This is a genomic window from Lentzea sp. DG1S-22 (assembly GCF_036321065.1).
GTDB classification, from domain to species: domain Bacteria; phylum Actinomycetota; class Actinomycetes; order Mycobacteriales; family Pseudonocardiaceae; genus Lentzea; species Lentzea jiangxiensis.
In genome coordinates this window covers 2,803,872-2,829,531 of the sequence record NZ_CP143276.1, presented here as the reverse complement: position 1 = coordinate 2,829,531, position 25,660 = coordinate 2,803,872, and the positions used below count along the sequence as shown (strand labels likewise).

Genomic DNA, 25,660 nt, shown 5'->3' with positions numbered 1-25,660 from the left:
GTCACCTCCGCGAGACGAATCCCGCGAGTGCGGAGGGCAGCTGGGTCCGGCGGCGCACGCCGAGCTTGCGGTAGATGCTCGTGAGGTGGAACTCGACCGTGCGCCGGGAGACGCTCAGCTTGCGCGCGATCTCGTCGTTGGAGTTCCCTTCGAGCACCAGCCCGGCCACTCGGTGCTCGTGCGGCGTCAGCGCGAGCGCGTTGGCTCGAGGACCGGGTGGCACGACCTTCGTCGGTTCGGCCGGCTGCGGGATCCGGGCCCGTGCGGTGCGGGCGGAGCCCGGGTCGGCGGGCTTTTCTTCCGTCTCCACGGCGACGCCGCACTGCTCGCCGAGCTTCTTCGCCTCCGCGAGGTGTTGCCGGGCGGTGTTGTGCTGTCCTTTCTCCCCCAGCGTGCCGGCGAGTTCCAGCAGCACCTGTGCGTGCAGCATCCGCGCGGACGACGGCCGCAGCACCGACTCCGCCTCGGTGAGCCACGGAGCACCGGCGGCGCCGCCGGTCACGATGCCCATCGTCAGCAGCGCACGGCCGATCACGCTCGGCGCACCCCACTTCCGCGCCAGTTCCACCTCCCGCAACGCCAGGTTGAGGGCGGGATCCTGCTGCCCCAGCCGGAGGTGCGCCAGCGCCGCGTACGACCGCCAGGGGCGCAGCGCCGGGCTGGGCCGGCCCCACGCCTCGAACCGCTCACCGCACTCGAGCTGGTCGGCGAGCGCTCCCTCGGTGTCGCCGAGTTCCATGCGCAACGCGCCCCTGGAGTGCAGCAGTGCGGTGTGGTGCCAGGTGGACGGCAATGCCCTGAACCTGCCGAACGGCCGGAGCGCGTCCTCCGCCGCCTTGACGTCGCCGAGGGCCAGTTGGGCGCGAACCTGGGCGTCGACGGCGTAGACCTGTCCGAAGTGGTCCGGGGGGAGTGCCGCTGTTCGCGCCGCGGACAACGCGAGCTCCGCGTCCGCGACCGCCTCCGCGAAGGACCCGCGGTGGTAGTGCGCCCGCGACCGGAGGGTGTGGCCGAGCAGGACGATCAACGACAACCCTTCTCGGTGGGCCTCGAGCAGGATCTCGTCGCAGTACCGCATCACCAGCTCCGCCTCGTCGGCGCGCAGCAGGGAGTTGAGCACCCCGACCATTCGCTGCGGGTAGTGCAGGATGGCGGGCGCTCCGCCGGACAGCGCCACGAGCGCCGCCTTCCGGCACAGCGGCAGGTCGATGCCGCGGTTGCTGGCGTCCTCGGCGATCAGTCCCGCCAGCCTGCGGCCGTGCTCGTCACCGCGGCGCCACTCCTGCTCGTCGAACCGGCGGAAATCCACCTGACCGGTTGTCGGGGCCCGGGAAGGCACGGTGATCCGCTCCAGCAGGCGCAGCATGTCGACGACCGCGGGGATCTTCGACTCGATCTCGGTCTTGGTCCGGCGCAGCACCTCGCTCGCACTGTCGTAGGCGCCGTCGAAGTAGAGGACCTGGGCGAGGCGGCAGGCGACCGCGAGGACCTCCTCCGGATCGTCCAGCCCGGTCATCCCCTCCTCCAGGTGCACCACGGCCATCCGCGGGTCGAAGTAGACCTCGGCGAGGCCGAGCCGCACCAGCAGGTCCTTCCTCTGCGAGGTGGACAGTTCCTCGTCGAGAGCTCTGCTGAGGAGCTTCGCGCCGGTGCGGGGATCGCCCGCGATCGTCGCGGTGTCGGCAGCGGTGCGCAGGGCTGCCACCGCCCAGGCGCCCAACCGGGAGAACGTTCGCAGGACGTGGTGTGCCACGACAGGAGCGGGCGCCCGCGTGTGGTGCAGGTGTCGCGCGGCCTTGGCGTGCAACTCCTCGCGTTCCTGGTAGGAGACCGCGCTGTCGATCGCCCTCTTGATCACCGGGTGGGAGAACGCGAGTTCGCCGGTCGGTGCGAGCAGCCCCATCCCCTCCAGCTGCCGCACCAGGTCGGAGGCCGCGCCGTTGCTCACGCCCATGACAGCGGTCAGGAGGTCCAGGTCGTCCGGCTCCACGACGGCGATCGCCTTGGCGACCTCGACGAGTTGGCGTGACTGGCGGTTGAGCCGAGCGAGCATCGATCGGCCGAGCTCTTCGGGGTCGAGGCCGGGCAGGGCGGCCGCGGCCTCTTCGTCCGGAGGGGTCGACCGTTCCCGCATCTGGCGCAGGATGTGACTCGTCACCATGGGACAGCCGCTGGTGGCCTGGAGAACGGCTTCGACGAAACTCCCGTCCGGTGCGCGTCCGAGCACCTGCTCGGTGAGCTGCACGACGTCCTGCGCCGTGAAGACCGCGAGCCTCATGGACTGGGAGTAGAGCTCCAGCTCCGCGATCAGCAGGGGATCGGCCGGACGGATCCCGGGCGTGCGGCTCAGCAGGATCACGACCGGGAGCCTGGCGATGCGGTGGAGCAGGTAGTTCAGCCAGCGCAACGACGGCACGTCCGCCCACTGCACGTCGTCGACGACCAGGCAGAGCGGTGCGCGTTGTGCGAGACGGGCCGTGAAGCGGTAGACGTCCCGGACCGCCCGCTGGACGTGGACGTCCTCCAGGTCGTGCACTTCAGCGGTGAAGTGCCCGGCGATGGCGCCGTGCCCGTGCGGTGCCCCCTCACCGCCCTGGCCCGCGGACAGCTCCTCGCGCAGGTGCTCGAAGAGCTGCTGGACGACGGAGAAGGGCATCTCCCGCTCCATGGGCGAGGCTTTCGCCCGGCAGACCACGAACCCGCGAGCCTGGGCGAGGTCGCACGCCGCGTCCAGCAGCGTCGTCTTGCCGATGCCGGTCGCGCCTTCGATCAGGAGCGTGGCGGGGGTCGCGTGCTTCGTCGCCTCGAGAGCATCGACAATCCGTTTCAACTCCGGACCTCTGCCGACGAGAGTGGTCCGGCTGCCGGTATTCCGGTGGTGCTGCGAGTCGGGGACCATTCTGCGCGCTCCGTGGTTGTCGGCTAGGCCATTCGGGTATTACGTGACTCACACCTTGGTCATATAGGGCGTCCTGTTAATTTCACGGTGGGAGTACCCGTTTGGTCAAGTTGATGACCTCTCGTGGGGGTAGGACTTTTCCGAGGATGAATCCGCAGTTCACGAGGGTGCGAACCCGCGCGGGGGTTCGACAACGCCGTAGCCGGGTATCCGTTACGCCGAGATTTGTCACACGTTCAACTTGAAGTTCCGGCCCTGCCGGAAACGCGGTGTGCTCACTCCCGGGGCTTTGGCGATCTTCGAGTGAGTGAAATCACGCCGTCGGACGATCTTCACGACGGCGGAAACGCCGTGCGCACATTGATGCCGCTGACGTGGAAGATTCACCGCATCGGTCTCGGGCGAGGCGCCGGTGAGCCGACGTCCCGATGCGGACGGCTCTCGGCACGTGGTGTTCGCCGGATGGCGGTGGAGGCTGACGGCCGCCCTGGTGAGCGGTCCGCCGGGTGCCGGAAACGCGGCGGGGTCGTGCACGAGATCCCGCCGTCACCGCGGCGTGGTGCGGGTCTTCCCGGGAGCGATCATCGCGTCGCCCCTTGGCGTGAGAGCGCTCCAGCGGCTCCTGTGGTCTTCCGGGGTCGGCCTCGCGTGCTCAGGTCAGCGGCAGGCCGGACACCGGCAGCAGCCGCGCGTAGGCCTCGACGTAGTCCTCGGCCGCGATCGGGACGCGCAGGACGTCGTTGGTGATGCCGAACGCCTCGACGACGTCCTCGGCGTGCGGCAGGAGGTGCTCGTCGAGCCGTGCGATGAGCGACGGGATCTCCCGCACCTGAGCGGGGGACAGGGTGCCGTCGCACAGGTGCCAGGCCGCGTCCCTGTCCAGCTCGGACACGGCGAACCGCAGGAACAGCGACGTGAGCACCGCTGCGCTCCGCGGCAGGCCCGCCCGCCGGACCACGACGTCGAACTCCTCGAGAGCCCGCCGGACGCCGTGCAGCCTGCCCAGCTCGGCGGCGAGCAGCCCGGCGCGGTTGGCCCGGTCGAACGGGTCGTCACCGTCCCTGCGAGCCGCACGGGCCTGTTCGTGCACCACGCGTTCGCGGTGCCGGAACAACCGCAGCAGGAACCGCGGGTCGTCGAGCGATCCCGTGCCGGGCCGGTCGCCGGGCGGGGTGTAGCCGCGGCCGAGCAGCATCTCGTTCGCGGCGTCCAGCACGACCACCTGGTTGTCGCCCTCGGCGGTGACCGAACCCTGTATCAGCGACACGTAGGACGAGATCCGGTTGTGCGTGAACATCCCCCGCGAGCCGCACCGCTCGATGCAGGTCGTCACCACGTCCTGCGCTGTCCAGGTGACGAGCGCCTTGGTGATCGCCAGCGCCCGCTTCGTCCCGGCCGAGTCGAGCGAGGTGTCCCGCACGCGCCTGCGGGTGTCGTTCAGCAGCACGGTGACGGCGCAGGTCCTGGCCAGCGCGTCGAGCAGCTGGGTCTGGTGCGTGCGGAAGGCCGTCACCGGCACGGAGCGGCCCCCGGACACGGTGACGTGCCGGCTGTTGCCGTGTCGCACCGCGATGAACAGGCTCGCGCGGGCGGCTGCCGCGGTGGCGGACGACAGGCAGAGCTTGCCCGTCTGAACACGGGTCATCGACCGGGTGAACCTGCGGCGCAGGGACTTCGCCGCAGCCGTGCGGTTTCGGTCCGGTCCGATCACCGGGTCCGCGCCGTCGAGCAGCAATGCGCGGGGAACGCGCAGACCGCGGAACGTGGTGACGGCGTTGTCGAGTGCCAGACCGGGCTTGTCGCCCAGCGGCTGGACGTCGACGCCGTGACAGGGCCCGTTCTCGTCGCGGATGCGCACCACGAAGGGAAAGACGCCCTCGTCCGTCCCGTCGATCTCCAGCCGTGCCAGCACGACGGCGATCTTCGGCACGCCGTCCAGACCGGTGTTGGGCATGAACTTGCGTGCCTCATGGCTCGGTGTGGTGAGCACGAACTCGTCGGTGGAACGGTCGTACACCGCACGCGTGCGCATCTCGGCGACGTTGTTGCCGTAACCCAGCTCGGTTGCCAGGAAGACGCCGACCGAGTCCATCCGCGCCAGCTCGTCGGCCACCGCGGCGAGTTCGGGACGGTCGTCGCCGAGTTCCAGGACGGCGCCGAGGCAGAGGTTGTAGTGGATGGTGAGCACCGACACCAGCGTCGGGTCCAGCACGCCTGCCCACTCGTGCAGCACGAGGAAGCGGTCCAGGTCCTCGGTGACGAACTCGCGAGCCGGCCCCAGCTCGGCGTTGACGTGCCGCAGCCGCCGGTAGACCAGCGCGGCGTTCTCCGCGGGAGAGCGGCCCTCGACGTGGTCGAAAAGCTCGGCGGAGAACAGCTTGGCGACCCTGTCGTGGTCGTCGGCCGCGCCGTACCGCAGCAGGTCGCGCAGTTCGGCGGCCTGGTCGGCGGCGAGCCGTGCGGGCGCCTCGGACCGGGTTTCGTGCAGGACCACTCCGTCTGCTCCTCGGTGTGCGTGGTCGGACATCAAGGTGCGCCGATCACCAGCGCGGCGTTCTGGCCACCGAACCCGAACGAGGTGCTCATGGCGACGTCGATCGACTGCTGCCGCGGCACCCTGGCGAGATCCAGGTCGATCTCCGGGTCGACGTGCTCGAGGTTGGCCGTGGGAGGGACGAGCCCGTGCTCGATGCTGAGCGAGGCGTAGATGGCCTCGGCCGCGCCGGCGGCCGCCAGCAGGTGGCCGGTCACGCCCTTGGTGGAGCAGACGGAGACCTCGTCGCCGAGCACCGAGCGCACCGCCTTCGCCTCCGCCTGGTCGTTCAGCTTCGTCGACGTGCCGTGCGCGTTGAGGTGGTCCACATCGGCGCCGGTGAGGCCCGCGTCGGCGAGTGCCGCCCGGATCGCCGCCTGTGCGCCCACCCCGTCCGGGTGCGGGCTGGTGACGTGGTGGGCGTCGGCGGAAGCGCCGTAGCCGAGCACACGGCCGCGGATGGGCGCACGCCGGGCGCGGGCGTCGTTTTCCCGTTCCAGCACCACGACCGCCGCGCCCTCGGCCGCGGCGAACCCGTCGCGGTCGCGGTCGAACGGGCGAGACGCGCGGAGGGGGTCCGCCGAGCGCTTGGTCAGCGCGCCCATCCTGGCGAAGGCCGCCAGGATGAGCGGTACGAGCGAAGCGTCGGCCGCGCCGGCGATCGCGATGTCGCACGCGTCGGCCTGCAGCAGCTGCCGGGCCGTCCCGATCGCGGTGGCCCCGGAGGCGCAGGCGGTCGACACGGTCAGGTTGGGGCCGGTCGCCCGCAGGTGGATGGCGAGCTGCCCGCTGATCATGTTCACCAGGGACATCGGCATGGTCAGCGGTGAGGTCGCGGCAGGACCCCGCTGCAGGAGCGCGACGTGTTGTGCGGTCAGGGTTTCCACGCCACCGACCGACACGCCCATGACGATGGCCACGCGACTGCCGTCCCACTCGTCGCTCCGCAGTCCCGCGTCGCCGACCGCCTCGGTCGCGGCCACGAGACCGAGCTGGCTGTAGCGGTCGAGGCGCCGGGCGTCGTGACCGAGCAGCGCCGGCGCGTCGAAGTCCTGCACGGGACAGATGACCTGGGTGCCGAGCACACCGAGGTCGGGACCGAGCACCGCGGTGGGCTCGCCCGCGCTGACGCGCTTCCAGTTGTCGTCGACGCCGGTGCCGGCCGAGGTCACCACGCCCCGCCCGGTGATCACCACGTCGGGGCGTGCGGTCATGCCGCGACCTTGGTGTTCATCAGCGCGGCGACATCGGCGATCGTGGTCACCGAGGAGAGTTCGTCGTCGGAGAGGTGGGTGTTGTAGCGCTCGCCGACGACGACGCCGAACTCGACCACGTCGAGGGAGTCGGTCAGCACCTCTTCGAGCGCGGTGTCTTCGTTGATCACGTCCGCCGGAACGGCGAACTTGGTGGTGAGGATCTCGACGAGGGTGTCGTACACGGTGGACAAGGCGGTTCCTCTGGTAGCCGTCGGGGGTTGCACATCGGGGGATGGGATGTTTGCGACCACCGTGCGTCACGACAGGCTCACGCAGGCTGCGGAAAACCGCAGCACCTGGTCGCGCTCCGCAGCGGTGCCGACGAGGTCATCCGTGTCGGGAAGAGCGGGTTACCGGGAGTTCGCGTCGATGACGGACTGCGGTCGCGTGGGGAGTTCTGCGGAGTTCCACAGCAGATTTCCGCTTCGCGGTGCCTACCGTCGCCGAAGTCCTACCGGTGGAGGGCCGGTCCGGTGCCGGGCCTCCGAGCGGTGCGAAGTCGTCGATGCCGCGTGTGCGGGTGACAGGAGCGGGTATGCCAGCGGATCACGGCCTTGCCGCGGTGCTGTGCGGGATCGGCACGTGGTTGCCGCCGAGGGTGGTGACCAACGACGATCTCGCCCAACGGCTCGAGACGACCGACGAGTGGATCCGGTCCCGGACGGGGATCAGGGAACGCCGCGTGATCGATCCCGGCATGTCCACCTCGACGCTCGCGGTGGAGGCCGGAGCCCGTGCGCTCAAGTCCTCCGGGTCGACGGACGTGGACCTCGTCATCGTGGCCACGACGACCCCGGACCACCCCTGCCCGTCCACGGCACCCGAGGTCGCCCATCGCCTCGGGCTGACCGGCGTGCCGGCGTTCGACCTCAACGCCGTGTGCGCGGGTTTCGTGTACGCGCTCGCAACCGCCGCGGGGCACATCGCCGCCGGGAGCGCCACGCGCGTCCTGGTGATCGGCGCGGACACGTTCACCACGGTGTTGAACCCGGAGGACCGCACGACTGTCGCGATCTTCGGTGACGGTGCGGGTGCGGTGGTCCTCCGCGCGGGGACGGCTGACGAGCCGGGTGCGCTCGGCCCGTTCGACCTGGGCGCGGACGGCTCCCTCTCGGACCTGCTGATCGTGCCGGCGGGCGGCTCGCAACAGCGCGGTTCCGGGTTGCCCCTCGACCCCGCCGACGTCCACTTCCAGATGGACGGCCAGCCGGTGTTCCGCAACGCCGTCACCAGGATGAGCGAGTCGGCCGGCAAGGTTCTCCGGCGGGCGGGCTGGCGCATCGAGGACGTGGACAGGTTCGCCTGTCATCAGGCGAACGCGCGCATCCTCTCGGCCGTCGCCCGCAACCTCGAGGTGGAGGAGGACCGCCTGGTCGTGAACGTCGACCGGGTCGGCAACACCGTGGCCGCCTCCATCCCGCTGGTGCTCGCCGACGCTGCGGCGGCCGGTGACATCGTCCCCGGCCACCGCGTCCTCGTCACGTCCTTCGGTGCGGGCCTCGGCTGGGGTTCCACCGTGCTGACCTGGCCGGAGCTGGAGATCGGCTGACCTCGGCGACCGCGGTTCCGGCGCACGGCAACGCTTTCACGACGACAATCAGGAGAACACCCATGAACGCCGACAACACGCTGGACCGGCTGACGACGCTGCTCGTGACGCACTTCGGCGCATCCGCGCAACGCGTGAGCGGCACGGCGACCTTCGAGGAGCTGGACTTCGACTCGCTCGCACTGGTGGAGCTCGCGATGGTGGCGCAGAAGGAGTTCGGCGTCGAGGTGGACGAGCAGGAGATCACTCCCGACCAGTCCGTCCAGGACGTCGCGGAGCTGATCGACGCGAGGACGGTCGCCGCCTGATGTCGCGGTCGAGCACGGAGTTCCACGCGGCGGTGACCGGACTGGGTCTGGTCACCCCCGCCGGAGTCGGCGTCGAGCACGCTTGGCGCACCGTCCTCGCGGCGGAGCCGGCCGCAGCCGCTGATCCGGCGCTGGAGGGCATGCGTGTCGACTTCTCCTGCCGGGTACCGGGTTTCGACGCCGACGAGCAACTCGGCAGGCGGACGGCCTGGCGACTGGACCGGTCCACGCAGCTCGCGATCGTCGCACTGCGCGAAGCGTTGCACGACTCCGGTCTCGATCCGTCCGTTTGGGACGGAGCGCGGGTGGCGGTGGTGCTGGGCAACGCGCTCGGCGGCGTGCAGACCTACGAGCTGCAGCAAAGGGAGTTCGACTCCGCCGGTGCCGGTGCCGTTTCACCGTTGCTGGTGCCGATGTGCGCGCCCAACATGACGGCGGGCCACCTCGCCATGGAGTGCGGTGCCGGTGGCCCGAACCTCGTCACCGCCACCGCCTGCGCTTCCGGCACCACGGCGATCGGCACCGCGCGCGAACTCTTGCGCAGCGACCGGTGCGATGTGGTGATCACCGGTGGAACGGAGGCGCCCCTCGGACGCACGATGATCGCCGGCTTCGACAGGATGGGCGCGTTGTCCCGTCGCACCGAGAACCCGCGGGCGGCCTCGCGGCCGTTCGACGTGGACCGCGACGGCTTCGTCGCGGCGGAGGGAGCCGCGGTCCTGGTGCTGGAGCGGGACACCGACGCCCGCGCCCGCGGCGCTCGGGTGCACGGGATGATCAGCGGTTACGGTGCGTCCGCGGACGCACATCACGCGACGGCGCCGGATCCGTCCGGTGCCGCCGTGGAACGGGCTGTGCGGTCAGCACTGCAGGACGCCGGACTGTCCGCGGCGGACATCGACCACGTCAACGCCCACGGCACCTCCACCAAGGTCAACGACGTCACCGAGAGCCGGGCGATCCGGCGGGTCTTCGACGACCACGTCGCCGTCACCTCGACCAAGGGCGTCATGGGGCATGCGCTGGGCGCCGCGGGCGCGATCGAAGCCGTGTGCTCGGTTCTGGCGTTGCGCGACGGCGTCGTCCCACCGACCGCGAACCTCGACTCGCTCGACCCGGAGGTCGAGGTCGACGTCGTGGCCAAGGCTCCGAGGAGTGGAACGTTCCGCGCCGCTGTCAGCAACTCGTTCGGCTTCGGTGGCCAGAACGCCGTTCTGGTGGTCACGCCGGCATGACCGCACGCCTGATCTCCTCCCCGGCGGTCCTGCTCGACCTCGTCGGAGAGACGCTCGGCACCAGCGGGTGGTTCCCCGTCGCACAGTCCACTGTGGACGGCTTCGCCCAGGTGACCCACGACCACCAGTGGATCCACCAGTCGGGCCCTGCAGCCGACGCCGGTCCCTTCGGAGGGCCTGTCGCGCACGGCTTTCTCACGCTGTCGTTGCTCATCCCCATGCTCGACGGGATCTTCCGCGTGGACGGGGTGTCCGCGGTGGTCAACAAAGGCGTCGACAGGCTGCGCTTCACCACGCCGGTCCCCGCGGGCGGACGAATCCGCGCCACGGCCGCGCTGGCCTCGGCACGGTCTCGGCCGCGGAACTTCACCGAGACCGTTCTGTCAGTGAGGGTCGACGTCGAGGGCAAGCCGAAACCTGCGTACACGGTGGACGTGCTGATGCTGTACCAGGGGGTTGCGACAGCAGCGGAACGGTGATCGCCGAGCGGGAGGCGCCGTGGAACGAGTCGTTCGTTCGGCGCCCGGGATGTCCGCGAGCTCCTGGAATGTCTCGCGCCTGCTCTTCAGCGTTGTTGGAAGGACATGGCGGTTGCGATGAACTCGACCGGTTCTCCAGGTCGCTGAGTTCGAACCGAGTCTGCGTTCAGCCCGCCAACTGGGTCGCCAGGCCATTCGCACCGCCGCGGTCGCCGCGAGCCTCGAGCGTGGCTCGCGGCTGTTCCCCGCTACCGCAGGAATTTTTCAACCGCCCGATCTCGGGCGAAACCGCGACAATGCGCCGACTGGTGCCTCGCTTTGAAGGCACTGCGGAACGTCGAAGGATTACTCCATTCGAGGAGGTCAGCCAGTTGTGGGTGAGAGGTCCGCGAGCACGCTGTCGATTCCTGGGGTCGCTGCGCACAGTCGCGAGGCGCAGTCAATCGCCAACTGATGGTACTCGCTCGTGAAATCCGCGATCGCGTCGGAGACCAAGAACGGTTGGATGTTGTTGGCGTAGGCGTCCATTGCGGTGGCGAGGCACCCCACGTGCGCGTACACGCCGCAGATGATCAGCTGGTCGCGCCCCTGCTCCGTCAGTTCCCGCAGCAGTGTCGACTGGTGGAAGGCGCTGTACCGCCACTTCGTGAGCACCCGATCGTTCTCCGCCGGGCTCAGTTCGGAGACGATCGCGGCGTCTTCGGGGCCGCTGGTCATGCCCGGACCCCAGATGTCCTTGAGCAGCCCTCGCTGCTCTTCGGTCATCCGGCCCGGTTGGGCGGTGTACCACACCGGAATGCCGAGCTCGGCGCACCGCCGGCGCAACCGGACCACGTTCTCGAGCAGGTGGGTCCTCGGTGGTTGATCCTCCGGGAAGAAGTTGACGAAGAAGTTCTGCATGTCGTGGATGAGCAGTGCTGCGCGATCTGCCGAAAGGCGCCAGCCGACGACGTCCGGGGGGAGTTCGGCTCGTTTGGGCATGAAGTACGGAGATATGGTGGGGATCGACACAGCACCTCACTCTTAATAGTTCGCGGGGGTCTTACTCGCCCTTGTGTCGGCTGTCTTCCGCATAAAAACTCGGCTTCCTCATTGTACATGTCATCCGAGATGTATACCGTGCTTATGGTGCGCAACCGGAAAGGGCGGAAGCCATGGAAGCGAGCTACGCAACGGCTGTCGACGGATTGCTGTCCTCAGGCCGGCAACCATTCGCGCTTCTGCATCGTCCGGCTCAGGGGAATTTTGTCGAGCTGTTGAGACTCTCGTCACAAGAGGGCCAATTGCTCGAGAACGTCGTGTTGCCGCGGGGGAAGGACGTCTTTGTCGTAATCCCGTACCGGCAGCTGTCCGAGTTCGGTCTGCCGTGCAATGACGATGGCGTGCCGCTGTTTGTTTTTCGGGTCGAGGAGCGGCTGCGGGCGCATCTGGACCAGGCCTTGCTCGCGCTGCCCCGCGACCCGGTCGAGGTGGACAGAGCTGGTTTCGACCTCGACGACCGGGAGTACGCCGAAATCGTCCGCAGGGTGCTGGCCGAGCAGATCGGCCGGGGCGAGGGCTCGAACTTCGTCGTGAAACGCACTTTCACCGCCGATCTCGCCGACTACTCCCTCCGGACCGCGCTGTCCATCTTCTCCCATCTGCTCACCGCGGAACAGGGGGCGTACTGGACCTTCCTCGTGCACACCGGCGAGCGCACGTTCGTCGGCGCCAGCCCCGAGCTGCACCTGAGGTCGTCCGCCGGCACTGCCGTCATGAATCCCATCAGCGGGACGTACCGGCATCCTCCGGAAGGTCCGGACCTGCCTGGGCTGCTCGAGTTCCTGGCTGACGGCAAGGAGATCGACGAGCTGAACATGGTCTTGGACGAAGAGCTGAAGATGATGGCGGCGATGTGTCGGCTGGGCGGCCAGGTGAGCGGCCCGCGGCTGCGGGAGATGACCCGGCTCGCGCACACCGAGTACCTGGTGTCCGGACGAACCGAACTGAGTCCCAAGGAGCAGTTGCGCGCGACCATGTTCGCTCCCACGGTCGTGGGCAGCCCGTTGCGGAGCGCCTTCGAGGTCATCGCCGAACATGAGACCGAGGGGCGTGGCTACTACTCGGGTGTGGTCGCCCTGGTCGAGACCGGTCCGGCGGGGGAGGCGGCCGTCGATTCCGCGATCTTCATCCGCTCCGCCGAGATCGACGGTGCCGGACGGCTGAGCGCCGGTGTGGGCGCCACGCTGGTGCGGCACTCCGATCCGGATGCCGAGGTCGCTGAGACCCGCGCGAAGATCTCCGGCCTGCTGGGTGCGCTGGGTGTCGTCGAACCGGGAAGGGGGAGCGCGCCGTCCCCGGCCCCACCACGACTGTCGGGGCAGCCTGCGGTCGTCCACGCGTTGTCGCAGCGATCCCAGCGTCTTTCGGCCTTCTGGCAGCGTCCTCCGGAGTCGCGGCAGAGGGTGAACCCGTTGCTGGCTGGACGGCGGGCGCTGGTCGTGGATGCCGAAGACGGTTTCACCGCGATGCTGGGCGTTCAGCTGTCGGCGCTGGGCCTGGAACCGGTGGTGCACCGGCACAGTGACGCCGTCGACGTGGAGGACTTCGACCTCGTTGTCCTCGGCCCAGGTCCGGGCGATCCGCTCGACCACGAGTGTTCCAGGATGGCCGCCCTGCGCGCCTTGACCGGAAACGCGTTGAGCACCGGCACGCCGATGCTGTCGGTGTGCTTGAGCCACCAGATCCTTTCGGCACTGCTGGGTCTGCGGGTGGTGCGCAGGGAGGTTCCCCACCAGGGTGAACAGCGGGAGATCACGCTGTTCGGCACCCGGCGCACGGTCGGCTTCTACAACACGTTCAGCGCGGTGTCCACCGCCGACCTGCTACGACATCCACTGCTGGACGGGCCGGTGGAGATCATCCGCGACCATGACACCGGTGAAGTGCATGCGCTGCGCGGCAGGACTTTCGCTTCCTTGCAGTTCCACCCTGAATCCGTGCTGTCCCTTGACGGTGTGGAGATCCTCGACGAGGTGACGTCGTCGTTGTTCGCACCGCCGGTTCCGGCCCGTTGCTCAGTCGGTGGCCGCGGCCTGGCCGGCTGAGTCACCGAAGGTGAGTGCTTGCCCGAGTGTCGTTCCCGTACCCGGGTAGGCCAGTCCGAACGGGCTCGCCGCGGCGTTGCCCGCCGCGTAGAGCCCAGGGATCACCGAACCGTCCACATGCACCACTCGGCCGTGCTCGTCGGTCCTCGGTCCGCCCTTGGTGCCGCCGAGGCCGGCGTGCACCATGACGGCGAAGTACGGCGGCTCGCTCAACGGCCGGAGGGTGGGTTCCCCACCCGCGCGGTCGTACTCCCCTCGACCACGGCCGAAATCGGGATCCGAACCGGCCTCCGCGTTCCTGTTGAACCGGTCGACCGCGTCGACGAACGTAACCGGGTGCACGCCCATGAGCTTCGCGAGTTCGGCGGTCGTGTCCGCCCGCAGCAACCACTCGGGTTCCGGATCGCCGGGACGCACCGAGCCGATCGGATGGCGTTCGCGCACCGCGGCGTCGAAGACCATCCAGGACGGATCGGCGTCGAAACGGAAGTCCTCCGCGGAGAAAGCGTGCATGGCCCGGCCGACGTCGTTGTAGTTCTGCGCCTCGTTGGTGAACCGGCGTCCGCGCTGGTCGACCATGATCACCCCTGGACGGGCGCGCTCGGCGAACAGCATCCGGTACACCGGTTCTCCGTCGATTTCGTCGCCCGGAACACGAAGGGACGGGCACCACCACGCCTCGGACATGGCGCCCAGCGCCGCTCCCGCGGCCATCGCCAGCCGCAGCCCGTCACCTCGCGAACCCGGTGCGCCGATCAGGCCGCGCACCGGTGCTCGCAGGAACGTCTTCAGCAGTGCGGAGTTCCGCTCGAAGCCACCGGTCGCCAGCACGACCCGAGCCCGGTGGCGTTCGCCGTCGATGACGACACCGTCCGGTGACCAGTCGGTCACCCTGGTCGAGATCCGCACCTCGACACCGGCGTCGAGCACCGCGCTCAGCAGCGCACCCACCATCGCCTGTCCGCCCACCAGCGTTCCGGTGCGCAACCGCTCGGCCACCAACTCCGGCGTGGCCGCGCCGGAGGTCATCTCCGTGACGGTCAACGGCGGCCGCCACGGCGATGAGGGACGCATGAGGGCGGAAACCGATGCGGGCACCGTGAGCGGCAACGGTTCCAGCGACCGCACCCCGGATCCCATACCGCCCGGACGCTCGCGGTGGCAGTCGGGGTAGGGCAACGGCTGCCACCGCAACGTGGTGGTGTCCTCGAGCCTGCGCGCCACCTGGGGTGCCTTGACGAGATAGCTCTCGAGCAGCGCGGGCGCGGTGTCTCCGGCGGAGAGGGACCCGAGGTACAGACGAGCCTGCTCGATGCTGTCCACGGTCGATCCACCGACGTGGTTTCCCGGCACCCACACCGCGCCGCTCGACAGCGCCGTCGTGCCGCCGATCGTCGACGTCGCCTCGACGAGCGTCACCTCGGCTCCGGCTGCTCGCGCGGCCAGCGCGGCAGCGAGTCCGGCGGCACCGGAGCCGAGCACCACGACCTTGACCATGCCGCTACTCGGGGATGCCGCCCCGGGTGATCAGCGGCACCTCGATCCCCAGCGCCCGCATCTGCTCGCACGGGTTCATGAACTCCCGCAACTCGATGATCTTGCCGTCACGCAGCTTGAACGAGTGGATGAAGTGGTTGCGGTAGATCCCCGGCGGGTAGTCGGGGAACAGGATCTGGCCCTCCCCGTCGCACTCGACCCAGAAGTGGTTCGGGTCCTGGGTCTCGAAGACCTCGATGTTGGACCACTTCCAGTCCGGGAAGCACTCCAGTGACCACGCGGCCATCTCGGCGAGCTTCTCGCGGCCGCGGACAGCAGCCGGTCGCCCGGTGTCGGTCGTCCACAAACCTCCGTGGGCGTCCTCGGCGTACAAGCGGTGCCGCTCCAACCGGGGCGGTCCTTCGGTCACGCGGAGGTACTCCTCCACGACGGCCCGGTTGCTGCGACGCAGTTCAGCATCGTCCACAAAGCTGTTACCCGTACTGGTCTTCTCCGACACGGTTCCTCCTTGACGGGACAAGGACATCATTGATCGTCACAAGCCGATCCGCAACAGCCGCGACCACGTTCGCTGGAAGCGGTCGGGCACACTCACTACTGTCGCAACCATGTACCGCTACGTGATCATGGATGTGTTCACCGGCACTCCGCTCGAAGGGAATCCGGTCGCCGTCCTTCTGGCGGCCTCGGGGTTGTCGTCGGCGCAGATGCAGGCGATCGCCGTGGAAACCCACCTCTCGGAAACCACGTTCGTGCTCCCCGCAGAGGGAACCGGGGACGTGCGGGTCCGCATCTTCACCCCGACGTGCGAGCTCCCCTTCGCCGGGCATCCGACCCTGGGAACCGCGATCGCGCTGGCACACCAGTCGGACCGCAGCTCCCTCGTCATGGAGACGCTCGTGGGCAACGTCGACTTCACCTTCGAACGCGGCTCCGGCGGATCGATCTCGGCGAGCATGGCACAGCCGATCCCGGTCTGGGAGCCGTACGAACACGCTGAGGTCCTCGCGGAGGGCCTGGGCGTGCGCCCGGCAGAACCGACGGTGTTCGCCTACCGCAACGGCCCCCGGCACGTCTTGTTCCCCGTGCGCGACATCGAGCAGCTCTCCAGCCTCAAGCCGGACCTGCGGGTACTCGCGACCCTGCCCGACATGAGCGCCTTCTGCTTCGCCGGTGAGGGAACGCAGTGGCGGGCAAGGATGTTCTCCCCGGCCTACGGGGTCACCGAAGACGCGGCAACCGGCTCGGCCGCGGGCCCGCTCGCGGTGCACCTGGCCAGGACCGGCAGGATCGCCTACGGCGACCGCATCGAGATCCGTCAGGGCGTCGAGATGGGACGTCCGTCGACGATGGTGGCAACGGCGTGGGGTTCCGGCGAGCGCCCGGAGCGGATCGTGGTCAGCGGGACCGCGGTGCCCGTCGCCCAAGGCGACTTCTTGCTCGAAGGCGCCGAGCTCGCCTCGTGAGACCGCGAGGCGACATGGGCATCGTGACGTGCGATTCCGCGTGTGAAGTCTGGTGCGGGCCCGCCGTCGCACACTGCTGAACCTGGCCTGGATCGCCGTGACCAGATCCTGTGCCGCAAAGGAGAAGAACTCACGGCGATCAGGGCATGATCGACTTCACCTGGCCCGAGCTCCGCCGCCTGCCTGCCAAGCTGGCCTCGGTCACTGCAAACGACGAGGCCACCTGCTCGCACAAGTGCCGTCGCCGCACCAAGTCTCATCCGCGTCCGGAAATCCGCAGGTGCGCCGGACCTGTGGATCCACCGCAAAGCACTGCGGAAACCCGCAGTCACACCAAGCGCACCGTTCCTAGGCTCAGCAGGAGGACCAGCCGAGTGGAACAGGACTGACGAGATGCTCGAGGAGCCGGTCGGCAGGCCCTGGCGTGACCTCCCCGTCACGCCGGCCGCTTCCTGCTCGCCAACCTGGAAGTCCGCGCCCGAAGGCCACGACTCCGTTGGAGGAGATCGCCGCGGGTCGTCCGGGGCCCACCTGGCCCACCGGTCCGTCGCGCGGCTCCGGACACCGCGACCGGGGACCGCTGGTCGTGCTGACCACCGGCCGGGCCGGCAACCCCCGGCTGGAAAACGCCTTCCCCCGTTTCCACCCCTTCCGGCCGCTCCCACCCGCGCTCGACAACAGCGCAGCCCTGCTCGAATTCCGCACAACCGCCCAGGAAATCCGCGCCACCGTCGGCACGGCGGTGCAGCAGGCGCTGTCCGACGCGGATCTGCACGACGCCGATCGCATCCAGGTCGTGTGCACCGCACGACTGCGCCCGGAAACCGTCAGGTACACCGTGCTCCCCGCGCTGCCTGAAGCCGCGCGTGACCACCTTGTGGCGTTCGGAGACACCACAGGGCACCTCGGTGCGGGTGACACGATCGCCAACCTCGACGACCTCCTCCGCCTCGACATGCTGACCACGGGCGGCTGTGCGCTGCTCGTCGGCCTCGGCGCGGGCTTCACCGCGACCGCGCTCGTCGTCGAGCGCTGCTGACCCGGTTCACGACCTACGACGAAAGCGACCACCGCAACCGGGGACCCTCGTCAGTCGCCGGGTTCCGCCGCAGCAGGTGGTCATCACGATCGGAGCACGTCCTTGCGGATTCTCTTCACCGTCGCCAATTCACCGTCCCACATCCGGGCGCTGGTGCCGGTCATCAGGGCCGCCGAGGCCGCGGGGCACACGGTCGCGATCGCCACCGCCGCGACCTCCGCCGAGGACATCGCCGCCTACGGGATCGACCACCTGCCGGCGGGTCTCGACATCCTGGAGCTCGTGGCGCGGACGCTGGAGGAATCCGGCACGACGTTCGCGGACCTCTCGGCGATGGAGAGGACGGTGGACTTCTTCATCGGCCCTCCGGCCGAGGCGATGGCCGAGGACGTCATCGGCTCGGGGTGGAACCCCGACGTCATCGTCCGCAGCACGCTCGAGTTCGGCGGCGTGCTCGCCGCGGAGGTGCTCGGCGTGCCGCACGCCTCCGTCGCGATCGGTGGCGCGGTCAACGTGATCTCGCCGCCTTCCACGCTCGCGCCGCTGATGGCCCCGCTGCGGGCCTCGTTCGGTCTGCCGCCGGATCCCGCCGGGGAGGCGAGCTTCCGCCACCTGCACGCTTGCCTGATGCCCGAGACCTACGACCCGGCAGAGGCCGCCGTGCCCCGCTCCAGGTTCTACCGGCACGAGAACCCCGGCAGGCGGGGCGACGCCCTACCGCCTGTCCTGGCGGGGTTGCCCACCGACGAGCCGTGGGTGTTCGCGAGCTTGGGCACGCTGGCCACGTTCGCGTCAGACGGGCCCTCTCTGCTCAAATCCGTTGTCACGGCCGTGACGCAGCTGGACTGCGTCGCGGTGATCAGCACAGGGCGCGGCGTCGCACACGAGGCGTTCGGCTCCCTGCCGTCCACTGTGGTCCTGGTGGAGTCGGTTCCCCAGCCGCTCCTGCTGGAGTGCTGCGACCTCTTCATCACCCACGCCGGTCACAACAGCGTCCGCGAAGCGATGCGAGGGGGCGTCCCGCTCGTCTGCACGCCCCTGTTCTCGGAACAGCCGTACAACGCGCGCAGGTGCGCGGAAGCCGGTGTCGGCGAGCAGTTGCGCACGGAGACCATGACGGCCGACGACGTCCTGGCCGCCTGCCGGAAGGTCCTGGAAGACCCGCGCTACCGGAACAACGCCAGGCGGATCCGCCGCGACATGCTCGCCCTGCCGCCGCTCGAGACGTTCGTCGCCGACCTCCAGTCGTTGGTGGAAAGCGGAAGCGGGCGTTCGACCGGTCACTAGTGCCGGCGACACTGACGATCTGGCGCGACCCCGGCCCAGCCGCGGGTCGCGCACTCGTCGAAGCACCCCCGTACCGTTCCGCGCTCGCTACGTCGCGTCGGAGCCGGCAGTGGCGAGCGGCCCGAAGGACTCGTGCCAGAACGTGGTCCGGTCGAACGGATAGGCGGACAACGGAACGCGCCGCGGGCGCTGCGCTTCCGGCCACAGGTCGGCCCACTCGACGCGCTCGCCGGCGAGCCAGCGAGCAGCGACCTCCAGGTCCGGCTCCGGCACGTGGCACTCAGCGGTGGTCAGGTCCGCGGGGTCGGACGTGGTGTGCAGCACCAACGGGTGCGACTCGCCGCGCACGAATGCGCGAGCCGCGACCGCGAACTCACCCGCATCCCCGGCGAGGATGACGACCCGCTGTGCCAGCTGAGCACGTCCCGTCTGGAGGGTCCACACGGCGGCGGTGAAATCCGGCGGCGCGAGCCCCGGTCCGCCCGCCGGGTCCTGCCTGCCGTGGGGCAGCAGGTCGGCCAGCTCGGTCAGCAAACGGTGCAGACTGCGCTCGGTGCGCGCGCTCACCGGCACCGGCCAGCGGCCGGCCCGCTGCCAGCCGGAGCTGTCGAGCTCGGGCGCTTCCTCGAGCACGATGTGGGCGTTGGCCCCACCGACTCCCAGTGCGGTGATGCCGGCCCTGCGGGCCGGGCCCTCAGGCCAGGGAACCGCTCGTGCCGCGATGTCCACCGGACCGCGGTCCGCGGGGATGTCGGGATGCGGCGCCGTGAAACCGGCGGTGAGGGGAATCGTGCGGTACCGCAGCACCTGCACGGCCTTGGCCAGGCTCGCCGCCCCCGCCGCGCCTTCGAGGTGACCGATGTTGCCCTTCACCGAACCCATCCACAGCTTGCCGTCGGGCCCGGCGGCGGTCGGTCGTCCCCCTTGCGACCGCAGCAGCTCGACCACGGCCTGCACCTCGATGGGATCGCCCTTGCCGGTGCCTGCGGCGTGCGACTCCATGTACCCCAGCGCGGAAGGGGGCAGATCCGCCTGCGCCAGTGCGCGGCTCATCAGCTCCACCTGGGACTCGGCGTCGGAGCGGGTCAGCGTGCCACGCCGGCCGTCGTGGTTCAGCGCGCTTCCCCTGATGACCGCGAGCACCGGGTCGCCGTCGGCCACCGCGTCCTCCAGGCGTTTGAGGACGAAGCAGAACACCCCTTCACCGCGGATGTAGCCGTCGGCGTCCGCGCTGAAGCAACGGGCCTGCCCTGTCGGCGAGAGAGCGCCGAACCGGTGCATCACGGCCTGCATGTGGCCGTGCAGGTAGATGTTCGGGCTCCCGGCGATCGCCATGTCGAGTTCACCCGCGCGAAGCCCCGACACCGCTTGGGCCACCGCCGTCAGACCGCCCGCGCAGGCGGTGTCCAGCGTGATGCTGGGACCGCGCAGGTCGAACTGGTGCGAGATCCGCGCCGAGGCGAAGGTCAGCAGGAGCCCGATCGCGCTGTAGCGGTCGACGAGGTGCAGGTCCGCGGCGCGGTCGCGCATGTCGGAGCTCGTGGTGGAGACGAACACCCCGACGTCGCGCCCCGCGAGCGAGTCGGGTGCCAGGCCGGCGCTCTCCAGGGCGTGCCAGGTGGCTTCGAGCATCAAGCGCTGCTGGGGGTCCATCCAGACGGCCATCCGCGGCGTGATCTGGAACAGTCCCGGCTCGAAGTCGCCCACGTCCGGCAGCAGGGACACGACCGGGTCCGGCGTGCCGCCCAAGTCGGCGCGGTAGTCGTGCAACCGGCCGGGAATCGCGGGGGACGAGGTGCACCTGCCCTCGGCGAGCAGGCGCCAGAACGCGTCGGCGTCCTCCGCACCGGGCACCCGCGCGGCCATGCCGATGATGGCGACGGGCGCTGCTTTGCCGGCGCTCACCGCGCACCTCCCGTGGCGGCGGAGAGCAGGTTCGCCGCGGCGGGGATCTGCCGCAACATCCTCACCAGCACCTGGCTGGCGCCCGGCTGGTGGAAGGACACGTCCTGGAAGTTCTCGACCACCCACGTCACGGACTGGTGCCAGCGCACAGGGCTGTGCACGTGCCGGACCAGGGAACCGGCGATGTCCGCCGCACTGTGCGGACGCGCGGTCAGGTTGGACACGACCGGAATGGCGGGCTCCTCGAAGGAGAACCGCTCCAGCCGCGCCCCGAAGTCAGCCGCGGCCTCCCGCATGTGACTGCTGTGGAACGCGCCGGTGATCGCCAGTCGCCGCACATCCGCGGCACCGAGATCGCGCATCCGCTGTTCCGCCGCCGCGAGAGCGCTCTCAGGACCCGCCAGGACCGTCTGCGTCGGCGAGTTGAAGTTGACGGCCTCGACGCCCCGCAACCGCGGATCGCCCAGCGCTTCGCACACGGTCTCCTCGGCCAGCCCCTGCACGGCCGTCATCGCGCCGACAGCGGCCTGGGAAGTGATCTCGGCGCGCAGCCGCACCAGCTCGAGCCCTTCGAGGAAGCCGAACACCCCCGCTGCTTCCAGGGCGTTGTACTCACCGAGGCTGTGCCCCAGCGCGACATCGGGGCTCAGCCCGTCCTCGCGGGCGGCTCGCAGGGCCAGGGCGCTGACCACGTAGGTGGCGGGCTGGGTGTAGCGGGTCTGGGCGAGCCGCTCCTCGTCGGCGCAGAGTTCACGCAGGTCGTAGCCGAGGGTCGCCGAGGCGGCTCCGGTCAGGGCGGGGAATCGCGCGAAGAGCTCGACCCCCATGTTCTGACGCTGCACACCCTGTCCTGGGAACAGGAAAACAACAGTCATCGAGCTTCCCTCGTCTGGATGGTCTCGGTGGTGAGTGCGATGGAGGTGTTGATGCCGCTGAAACCGAAGCTGTTGGTGAGCGCTACAGGCCGGTCGAGCCGGCTGGAGGTGCGCCCCGCCAAACGCCCACCCACGTCAGGCATGGGACTGCTGGTGTTCGGGTTGCCGTGCACCCGGCCGTGACGCAGCTGCACCACGGTGGCGATGAGCTCGACCAATCCCGCCGCGGTGAGTGCGTGGCCGAGGAAAGCCTTGGTGGAGTTGACGAGTGGCCCCGCGCCGACGCCGAAGACCTGCGCGATGGCGCGGGCCTCGCACTCGTCTCCGACCCGTGAACCAGTGGCGTGCGCGCTGAGATAACCGACATCGGCGGGTTCGATCCCGGCGGCGAGCATCGCGGCGCGCATGGCTTCGGCCTGCCCGGCCGAGTCGGGGGCAGCGCCGTGCCGGGCGTCGAGCCGCTGCCCGGCACCCAGCAGCACCGCCAGTGGTTCCTGTGCCGTCTGCCCGGCGAGTTCCAGCACGACCGCCGCCGCAGCCGGTCCCGGGACGAAACCCTCCCGGTGGTCGTCGAACGGCCGGCACACCGGCTCGGGGCCGGGGTGGAGTGCGCCGCTGGTGCTCAGCGCACGCCTTTCGGTCGACGACAGCTCCCCTGCGGGGGCGACCACCATGCACCGCTGCGCATCGCCCGCGCGCAGCAGGCGCATCGCCTGGATGACCGCCACCGCTCCGCTGGCCGACGCGGCGCCCACGGTCCACCCCTCGGCACGCAGGTCGAGCAGTTCGCTCACCACGCCGACGGCGTCGGTGTCCTGGTAGGCCACGGCGTGAGTGGGACGCACCCGCCGGGTGCCTTGCACCTCGTCCAGCACCGTGCGCGCCTGGTAGTCCATGGCCAGGTTGTTGCCCGCCACGATCAGCGCGCACCCGGCGAGTTCGGACGCCGCCAGCCCGGCCTCGCGGGCACAGCGCACGGCGACCACAGCCGCCGTCTTGGCCGGATCGGCGCTGCTCCTCGCGGCGCGGCGCACCCGCGCCGCGTCCTCCGCACCCAGGTGGTGGACATCCGGATCGTCGAGAAGACCCACCCAATCGCGTTGCACCGGAGGTGGGTCGCCGTCGGACAGCAGTACGTCCGCGAGCTGGTCGAGGCTGCTGAGCGAAGGGGTGAGCACGGTGGCGGCCCGCACCGCGACCGCAGCCCGGCCCGCGGACGCGGTCATGACGTCGTGGTCCGCAGCAAGCCGTAACCCTCTTCGGTCAGTGAGACGACATCGGGCAGTTCGCGGGAGGTCATGTGGGGCTCCAGCTCCCTTTCCATCGCCGCGTCCGATCCCGCGAGGCACTTGCCCATCAGCTCGAGTTTGAGCAGTTCGAGGCTGGCACGCGGCGAACGCGCGATCATCAGGGCCAGGTTGCGGGCCGTGGCCGGCACCTCGTCGTGCGCGACCACCTGCACGCCGCAGCCGCGCTGCTTGAGCTCGATGCCGCGATAGCCGCGTGCGGTCAGCAACATCTCGGTGCCCAGCGCCTCCCCGATTTTGGCGGGGACGACGTAGGTCGCTCCGACGTACGGTGCGACGCCGTACTGCATGAAGTTGGCCGCGTAGTACGACCGTTCGCTCAGCACGGCGACATCGGCGTAGAGCCCGAGCACGAGTCCGCCGCCCAGCGCGTGGCCCTGCATCTCGGCGACCACCGGTAGCGGACACGTCGCGAAGACCCTGGCGAACCGCCGGTACTCCGGCAGCGGCAGACCGTCGGCGATGCCGACCAGCGTCTCCCTGGTCGCTCCCGCGCAGAACACGGAAGGCATGCCGGCCGCGATGACCACACGGGTGTCCGGGTGGTCGGTCGCCGCTTCGACCGCTTGGAAGAGGTGGTCGAGCCACTCTCTGCGGAACGTGTTGCCGTTTTCGGCATCGGCGAAGCGCACCGTGGCGATCGGCGCTTCGAACTCCACGGAGATCGGTCCGAACACCTGCCCGGGAACCGCGTTGGCGTTGCTCACAACAATCCCTCCGTCACCAATGCCTTGATCCGCTGGGAGACCTTCGGGTCGTTCAGGCGTGCGCCGAACACCCGTTCCGCCATCAACCCGTACTGGTTGTCGGCCGGGAAAAGGGCCTGATGCGCCTGCTTGAGGTCCGCGAGGGTGTCACGATCCGAGCGGCGCAACGAGAGCAGCACCTTGCGCATCGCCGCCCGCGGGTCGTCGCTCACGATGTCGACGAGTCCGATCCGCTCGGACTCGGCGGCGGTGAGCTGATCCGCGAGCATCGCCAGCCGGAGCGACCGGTGCTCTCCCACGCGCCGGGCGATCCACGGCATGATGATGGTGGGCAGCATGCCGAAGAAGACCTCGGTGAGCTGAAGGGTCACTTCGGGCGAGGCGATCACGACGTCGCAGGCCGCGGCCAGACCGACCCCACCGCCGCTGGCCCAGCCCTGCATGACGGCGACGGTGGGCACCGGACCCGAGCTCATCCGGGTGAGAAGGTGCCACAGACCGGTGGTCAGCCCCTTGAACTCGGCCTCGCCGAGTTCGGTGATGTGCGCACCCGCGGAGAAGACCGGGCCGTCGGAGAGGAGTACGACGGCGCGGCACCCCGGGTCGGCCTCGGCCTGGTCGAGCGCGGCGTGCAACTGGGCGATCAACGCCGGCGTGAGCGCGTTGCGGGACTCGACGTCGTTGAGCTCCAGCACGAGGTGACCCGGCTTGGGGACCACTCGCAAACCGTCGGATGTCATGTCATGTCCTTGTCGCACCACAGGTACTCCCGGTGGTGATCCTTGATCGAACCGAGCATCAGCAACGGCCCTGTGGTGTGCGCGGCCGTGGTGACGAGGTCTCCGACGCCGCGAAGGCAGTCATCGGCGTCCGGTGTGCCCGGCAGGGTGCGGCGAGCGACGTCGAGCACGGCGTCGTAGCGTTCGACGCTGATCTTCGTGCGCGCGGACAGCGCGGCGTCGAGCTGTGCCGCCGCCGGCGCGCGTTCGGTGTCCGCGGAAGCGGTGAGACCGATGAACTCGGACGAACACCCGCCTCCGTAGGAGTAGACACCGAGCTCGTGACCGGTCGTCGTCGAATGGTGGCGCAACGAGCTCGCCAGGGCCATCAGGGTGCAGCCGGAGTAGATGTTGCCGACCTCGGCCGGGACTTCCAGCGAGGCGCTGACCCGCTTCTTGAAGTCCAGGTCGATCTCGGCGGCGCCCATCCCGGACAGTCGCCGTGCCGCGGTGCGGTGCGCTCCGCGCACCATTCCCGGGAACGGCGTGTGCATCGCCAGCGCGTCGAACGACGCGCCGAAGTCGGACGCGGTGTGCTCGGCGTAGTTCTTGTACGAGCCGATGAGGCAGTCGATGTACGACATGATGGACAGGTCGACGTTGATCACGTCGACGTCGACCGCCGGCCGGCGGAAGTCGGTGTTGTCGAAGCTCCACAGGCCGTAGCGGTCCGCGTGCCACCGGGCGAGGCGTGGTTCGCCGAGCAGGACCGCGATCGCCCCGGCGCCCTGGCTGGGTTCCGCGTAACTGCCCTGGACGGGAATCGGCGCGTCACCGGCGATGACCAGCGCCCTGCCGCGACGCGGCGAGACGGCGAGCGAAGCGGCCGCCATCTGGAAAGCGGCGGCACCGCCGTGACAGGCCTGCTTGACCTCGAACACCCGGCACGTCTTCGGCAGGTCCAGGAAAGCAAGGGCGAACGCCGCGGCGGACTTCGCGAGGTCCACACCGCTCTCGGTCGCCACGACCACCGTCTCGATGGTCGCCCTGCCCTCCGCGCCGAGGCGGTCGAGCACCGGCCGAGCGGCGTTGACCGCCATCGTGACGATGTCCTCGCACGGCAGCGCAACGCTCTTGCGCCGCATCAACAGGTTCGCAAGCCTCGCCGGTTCCAGGCCGCGAGCCTGGAACAGCTCGTCGACCTCGACGTGGGCGGTGCCGAAGTAGGCGCCGATGTCCTCGATGCCGACCGCGGTCATGCCGGCACCGCCTCGAGGATCAGTTCGGTCAGCTCGCCGAGGTTCGCGGCGTCACCGAACCGGTGCAGTGCCGCGTCGATGCCCAACGCTTCGACGGTGCCGACCACGACGTCCATCCGATCCATCGAGTCGGCACCGAGCGACCTCATGCTGGCGCTCGGGACGACCGAGGCGGGGTCGAGGTCCGGCAGCACCGCGAGCAGCTGCTCCTTCAGCACGGCGAAGACCTCCTCGCGACCAGTTCGGCTTCCCAC

Annotated in this window: 22 protein-coding genes; 8 read left to right on the top strand and 14 right to left on the bottom strand. The window is 69.7% G+C overall.

All coding sequences use genetic code 11. From position 1 onward, the window contains the following. Position 1 precedes the first annotated feature (1 nt). The 4 genes from V1227_RS12105 to V1227_RS12090 form a co-directional block, all read right to left on the bottom strand. A complete protein-coding gene (locus V1227_RS12105; protein WP_329792607.1) occupies positions 2-2,899 on the bottom strand; it encodes a helix-turn-helix transcriptional regulator in 2,898 nt (965 codons plus the stop codon). Positions 2,900-3,551: 652 nt separating this feature from the next. Continuing rightward, on the bottom strand, positions 3,552-5,393 hold the full coding sequence (locus tag V1227_RS12100; protein ID WP_329792606.1) for an acyl-CoA dehydrogenase family protein: 1,842 nt from the start codon (positions 5,391-5,393) through the stop codon (positions 3,552-3,554). A 32-nt stretch (positions 5,394-5,425) separates the two neighbouring features. Then, positions 5,426-6,646 (bottom strand): beta-ketoacyl-[acyl-carrier-protein] synthase family protein, encoded by a 1,221-nt coding sequence (locus tag V1227_RS12095; protein ID WP_329792605.1) that lies wholly within the window; start codon positions 6,644-6,646, stop codon positions 5,426-5,428. Further along, complete coding sequence (locus tag V1227_RS12090) at positions 6,643-6,870, bottom strand: phosphopantetheine-binding protein (RefSeq protein ID WP_329794011.1); 228 nt, start codon at positions 6,868-6,870, stop codon at positions 6,643-6,645. The genes V1227_RS12095 and V1227_RS12090 overlap by 4 nt, the downstream gene beginning before the upstream one ends. A gap of 353 nt (positions 6,871-7,223) precedes the next feature. On the opposite strand from V1227_RS12090, the gene V1227_RS12085 reads away from it, so the two are divergent. The 4 genes from V1227_RS12085 to V1227_RS12070 all read left to right on the top strand — a co-directional run bounded on the left by V1227_RS12085 (position 7,224) and on the right by V1227_RS12070 (position 10,259). Further along, positions 7,224-8,237 (top strand): beta-ketoacyl-ACP synthase III, encoded by a 1,014-nt coding sequence (locus tag V1227_RS12085; protein ID WP_329792604.1) that lies wholly within the window; start codon positions 7,224-7,226, stop codon positions 8,235-8,237. 62 nt (positions 8,238-8,299) lie between these two features. Continuing rightward, complete coding sequence (locus V1227_RS12080; RefSeq protein ID WP_329792603.1) at positions 8,300-8,545, top strand: acyl carrier protein; 246 nt, start codon at positions 8,300-8,302, stop codon at positions 8,543-8,545. Then, positions 8,545-9,780: a beta-ketoacyl-[acyl-carrier-protein] synthase family protein gene (locus V1227_RS12075; protein WP_329792602.1), complete on the top strand. Its 1,236-nt coding sequence runs from the start codon at positions 8,545-8,547 to the stop codon at positions 9,778-9,780. The genes V1227_RS12080 and V1227_RS12075 overlap by 1 nt, the downstream gene beginning before the upstream one ends. Next, positions 9,777-10,259 (top strand): MaoC family dehydratase, encoded by a 483-nt coding sequence (locus V1227_RS12070; RefSeq protein WP_329792601.1) that lies wholly within the window; start codon positions 9,777-9,779, stop codon positions 10,257-10,259. The genes V1227_RS12075 and V1227_RS12070 overlap by 4 nt, the downstream gene beginning before the upstream one ends. 363 nt (positions 10,260-10,622) lie before the next feature. On the opposite strand, the gene V1227_RS12065 is transcribed toward V1227_RS12070, so the two are convergent. After that, the gene (locus V1227_RS12065; protein ID WP_329792600.1) at positions 10,623-11,270 is read right to left on the bottom strand and encodes an isochorismatase family protein; all 648 of its coding nucleotides are present in this window, start codon (positions 11,268-11,270) and stop codon (positions 10,623-10,625) included. A 143-nt stretch (positions 11,271-11,413) separates the two neighbouring features. On the opposite strand from V1227_RS12065, the gene V1227_RS12060 reads away from it, so the two are divergent. Next, on the top strand, positions 11,414-13,345 hold the full coding sequence (locus V1227_RS12060) for an anthranilate synthase family protein (RefSeq protein ID WP_329792599.1): 1,932 nt from the start codon (positions 11,414-11,416) through the stop codon (positions 13,343-13,345). On the opposite strand, the gene V1227_RS12055 is transcribed toward V1227_RS12060, so the two are convergent. Together V1227_RS12055 and V1227_RS12050 are read right to left on the bottom strand one after the other, a co-directional pair. Next, complete coding sequence (locus V1227_RS12055) at positions 13,316-14,842, bottom strand: FAD-dependent oxidoreductase (RefSeq protein WP_329792598.1); 1,527 nt, start codon at positions 14,840-14,842, stop codon at positions 13,316-13,318. The genes V1227_RS12060 and V1227_RS12055 overlap by 30 nt on opposite strands. A 4-nt stretch (positions 14,843-14,846) precedes the next feature. After that, positions 14,847-15,308: a PhzA/PhzB family protein gene (locus V1227_RS12050; RefSeq protein ID WP_329792597.1), complete on the bottom strand. Its 462-nt coding sequence runs from the start codon at positions 15,306-15,308 to the stop codon at positions 14,847-14,849. 142 nt (positions 15,309-15,450) lie between these two features. Between V1227_RS12050 and V1227_RS12045 the strand changes: the two genes are divergently transcribed. The 3 genes from V1227_RS12045 to V1227_RS12035 all read left to right on the top strand — a co-directional run bounded on the left by V1227_RS12045 (position 15,451) and on the right by V1227_RS12035 (position 18,634). Continuing rightward, positions 15,451-16,308 (top strand): PhzF family phenazine biosynthesis protein, encoded by an 858-nt coding sequence (locus tag V1227_RS12045; protein WP_329792596.1) that lies wholly within the window; start codon positions 15,451-15,453, stop codon positions 16,306-16,308. Between the two features lie 586 nt (positions 16,309-16,894). Continuing rightward, entirely contained in the window at positions 16,895-17,347 is a 453-nt protein-coding gene (locus V1227_RS12040) for a hypothetical protein (RefSeq protein ID WP_329792595.1), read from the top strand. Positions 17,348-17,449: 102 nt separating this feature from the next. Further along, the gene (locus V1227_RS12035) at positions 17,450-18,634 is read left to right on the top strand and encodes a glycosyltransferase (protein ID WP_329792594.1); all 1,185 of its coding nucleotides are present in this window, start codon (positions 17,450-17,452) and stop codon (positions 18,632-18,634) included. 87 nt (positions 18,635-18,721) lie between these two features. Here V1227_RS12035 and V1227_RS12030 read toward each other — a convergent pair whose 3' ends face one another. The 7 genes from V1227_RS12030 to V1227_RS12000 are packed head-to-tail and all read right to left on the bottom strand — an operon-like array spanning position 18,722 to position 25,660. Next, positions 18,722-20,539: a beta-ketoacyl [acyl carrier protein] synthase domain-containing protein gene (locus tag V1227_RS12030; RefSeq protein WP_329792593.1), complete on the bottom strand. Its 1,818-nt coding sequence runs from the start codon at positions 20,537-20,539 to the stop codon at positions 18,722-18,724. Next, positions 20,536-21,414: an ACP S-malonyltransferase gene (locus V1227_RS12025; RefSeq protein WP_329792592.1), complete on the bottom strand. Its 879-nt coding sequence runs from the start codon at positions 21,412-21,414 to the stop codon at positions 20,536-20,538. Before V1227_RS12025 ends, V1227_RS12030 begins: the two co-directional genes overlap by 4 nt. After that, positions 21,411-22,640: a beta-ketoacyl synthase N-terminal-like domain-containing protein gene (locus V1227_RS12020; RefSeq protein ID WP_329792591.1), complete on the bottom strand. Its 1,230-nt coding sequence runs from the start codon at positions 22,638-22,640 to the stop codon at positions 21,411-21,413. Before V1227_RS12020 ends, V1227_RS12025 begins: the two co-directional genes overlap by 4 nt. After that, positions 22,637-23,428 (bottom strand): polyketide synthase, encoded by a 792-nt coding sequence (locus V1227_RS12015; RefSeq protein WP_329792590.1) that lies wholly within the window; start codon positions 23,426-23,428, stop codon positions 22,637-22,639. The genes V1227_RS12020 and V1227_RS12015 overlap by 4 nt, the downstream gene beginning before the upstream one ends. Then, positions 23,425-24,168 carry an enoyl-CoA hydratase/isomerase family protein gene (locus V1227_RS12010; protein WP_329792589.1) on the bottom strand — a complete coding sequence of 248 codons (744 nt, stop codon included), beginning with the start codon at positions 24,166-24,168 and terminating at the stop codon, positions 23,425-23,427. Before V1227_RS12010 ends, V1227_RS12015 begins: the two co-directional genes overlap by 4 nt. After that, entirely contained in the window at positions 24,165-25,406 is a 1,242-nt protein-coding gene (locus tag V1227_RS12005; RefSeq protein ID WP_329792588.1) for a hydroxymethylglutaryl-CoA synthase family protein, read from the bottom strand. Before V1227_RS12005 ends, V1227_RS12010 begins: the two co-directional genes overlap by 4 nt. Beyond that, positions 25,403-25,660 carry a phosphopantetheine-binding protein gene (locus V1227_RS12000; RefSeq protein ID WP_329792587.1) on the bottom strand — a complete coding sequence of 86 codons (258 nt, stop codon included), beginning with the start codon at positions 25,658-25,660 and terminating at the stop codon, positions 25,403-25,405. Before V1227_RS12000 ends, V1227_RS12005 begins: the two co-directional genes overlap by 4 nt.